This window comes from Paraburkholderia sp. RL17-373-BIF-A, assembly GCF_046030175.1.
Lineage (GTDB): Bacteria > Pseudomonadota > Gammaproteobacteria > Burkholderiales > Burkholderiaceae > Paraburkholderia.
Genome location: NZ_JARESO010000185.1, coordinates 1 through 2704 on the forward strand (window position 1 = coordinate 1; position 2704 = coordinate 2704).

The 2704-nt window shown below is 58.9% G+C and carries 2 protein-coding genes and 1 pseudogene; all 3 read left to right on the top strand.

Annotated elements, in window-relative coordinates; translation table 11 throughout:
- A pseudogene (locus tag P0D80_RS49325) lies at nucleotides 1-336 on the top strand (MFS transporter); the annotation flags it as partial.
- A gap of 127 nt (nucleotides 337-463) precedes the next feature.
- Complete coding sequence (locus P0D80_RS49330) at nucleotides 464-1006, top strand: 2,4'-dihydroxyacetophenone dioxygenase family protein (RefSeq protein WP_408295807.1); 543 nt, start codon at nucleotides 464-466, stop codon at nucleotides 1004-1006.
- A gap of 419 nt (nucleotides 1007-1425) precedes the next feature.
- The gene (locus P0D80_RS49335; protein WP_408295811.1) at nucleotides 1426-2373 is read left to right on the top strand and encodes an alpha/beta fold hydrolase; all 948 of its coding nucleotides are present in this window, start codon (nucleotides 1426-1428) and stop codon (nucleotides 2371-2373) included.
- Nucleotides 2374-2704 lie beyond the last annotated feature (331 nt).

Consider the following 2704-nt stretch of genomic DNA (forward strand, 5'->3'; position numbering starts at 1 on the left):
ATCCAGCTCTTTGCGGGGTTTGCGCTGAACGCTCCTTACACGCTCGTTTATGCGATCGCGTTCGATTCGACCAAGCCAGGCACCACCGGGATCGCAGGTTCGATCATCAACGTGGGTATCTACCTCGGCGGCTTCGGGCCCTTCGTGATCGGTGCATTGATCGGTGCAGGTGGTGGCTTTGGTCAGGCCGGCGGCTACAACAATGCGCTGTATTTCATCGCAGGGCTGATGGTCATCGCTTTCTTCCTGACGGCGTTCTTCACCCGGGAAACGACCGGCTGGTTTCGCAAGCACGATCGCGCCCTGGTATCGAAGACGGTCTGCAACGTCGAGTAGCAACAGAGTCAACGCGGTCAAATACCGCTCAAAGCACGACGCCGTAGAAATAAGTCCCTAGCGCTCACGTTGCGCAGTCGGGCGTGAGCGCAGCAGTTTCAACATTTGAAGAGTCAAGGAGTAAAGCATGTCCACCGTATCCGAAAAGCGCGGCGATGAAGCTGCGGTTCCCTATCAGCTTCCGCAGCCAGCTTTCATGTCTCCGGACATCGTACATCTGGGCGTTCTCGACAAATGGCTCGAGGACGACAACCTGTGGGTCCCGATGACCAAGACAGTGTCGTTCAAGCCGCTACTTCTTTGCGCGAGCCAGGGGTACTACGTGAACCTCCTCCGGGTCCGCCAGTCAGGTGTGCTGTCACGTCACCGGCACACCGGTCCGGTCCATGCAATGGTGCTCAAGGGGCGGTGGTATTACCTGGAGCATGACTGGGTCGCGGAACTGAATTCCTACGCGCACGAACCGGCGGGCGAAACCCACACGCTTTTCGTTCCCGAAGACGTCGAAGAGATGATCACCTGGTTCCATGTGACGGGGGGCTACACGTACGTTGATCCGCAGGGCGTCGCTGTCGGCTACGAAGACGTTTTCACCAAGATCGAAGCGGCGCGCAACTACTACGAGGAAATCGGCCTGGGCGCGGACTACGTCAAGCAGTTCATCAGATAGACCGTCGATTCGCTCGACCAGCGATCCGAAGACGGCCGCCGGCCATTCGACATTAGCCCGGGTTCGTTTGGGCGGTCGGGCGTCTTTCCCTGTCGCGAAGAGGACCGTCCCTCGCGGGACACCCCAATATCAGGAGATGCATCATGTCAAAGCTTACTGACACTACGTGGTGGAACGATTTTGCGATCGAACTCAATCGCGACGAGGACTGGACGCGCGCAGCGCGATATTTCGACGGACGGATTCAGTTCAAACATGACAGCGGTTACTCGACGCTCGCTGTTCTGGCCGGGAAAGTCGTTGCTGTCTTCCCCGAGGGTAGCCCGCTGGGCGCAGACATCGTCGTCGCGGGACCGGACGAAGAATGGCAGCGCGTTCTCGACGGGAAGATCGACTGGCTTGAGGCGCTTTCGCCCGGAATGGGCAAGCTGACGCTAGAAGGAAATACCGTCGCGGCATGGCAATACGTCGACGTGATGGCGCGGGCATTTGACGCGATGAAGCGTGTCGGAAAGTCGGGCAAGAGCGAAAAGATCCCGTTTTCGCCGGGTCCGCGACCGTCAGGCAAAGAGACGACCGGCCACTATGTCATGGTCGATGGCATCCGCGTCTACTACGAGGAAGCAGGCGAAGGTCACCCAATTGTGTGCTTCCATGCGGCCTCTCAAGACACGCTGATGTACCGGCACGTACTCGACGGACTGTCCGACGAGTTCCGGGTGATCGCAGTCGATGCCCCCGGCCACTCGAAGACGGAGTTGCCCGCAGACGGACCGTTCCACAGCCTGACGCGTCATGCGGAATTCAACGAACGCCTGATGGATATTCTCGGCCTGGAAAAACCTGCGATCATTGGCTGTTCGATGGGCGGCAATCTGGTGCTGGAACTCGGATCGCGTCGTCCCGAGGCGTATGGCGCGATCGTCTCGGCCGAGGGCGCTGATTACACGCCGACTGTTTCCGAGTTCTTCCTCGATATGCTTCTCATGAACGGTACCGAGATCATCGGCGCGTGGTCGCGCTCAATGACCGGCTATCGCACTCCGCCCGATCGGGCCAGAGAAGTCGTGTGGCAAATTTCTCGCACGACGCCGCAGGTTATGCGCGGTGATCTGACTGGATACGCGAATTTCGATAAGCGCTCCGAGGTAGGCAAGATCAAGGCGCCCGTGATGCTGCTTCGCGGCGATGCTGACTGGCTTGTCTATCAGGAAAAGGTAGAAGAAGCGGCTTCACGCATTCCCGGCAGCAAGATCGCAGTGCTGGCTGGCACGGGTCACTATCCGATGACCGAAAACCCGCTGGAATTCTGCGACACAGTCCGCAGCTTCCTGCATGACGCTGGCTTGGGAAAAACCAGCCGATAGAACCATGAGGTCGGAGCGCCGCATGATTGCACATGCGTGCACAGAGCGCTCCGTTCGCCCTTTTTTCCTCGTGAATAAGTCGCTAAGGCACGGACAGGATCATGGGCGATGCCGTGCCTGAAAAGCCCGATAGTCCGAGGGTCTCGCCCGCGGCAGGTAAGCGACCGAACAGCGGCAAGAGCTGTTGAAGCCGGGTGCGTGCTTGACGAAGAAAGTCCGAGTGGCCCGTCTGGCCGGTAGCGGCGAACGTAAGATCAAGTCACCATTCCTGACCGGCTCATGTCCGCTCGCAACCGGACGATGGCAGATTGTCATCGATCGGCCGAAACTG

Bases quoted from the DNA above. Each gene is read 5' to 3' on its own strand.
- P0D80_RS49330 (WP_408295807.1), top strand. From the start codon at position 464: ATGTCCACCGTATCCGAAAAGCGCGGCGATGAAGCTGCGGTTCCCTAT.
- P0D80_RS49335 (WP_408295811.1), top strand. From the start codon at position 1,426: ATGGGCAAGCTGACGCTAGAAGGAAATACCGTCGCGGCATGGCAATAC.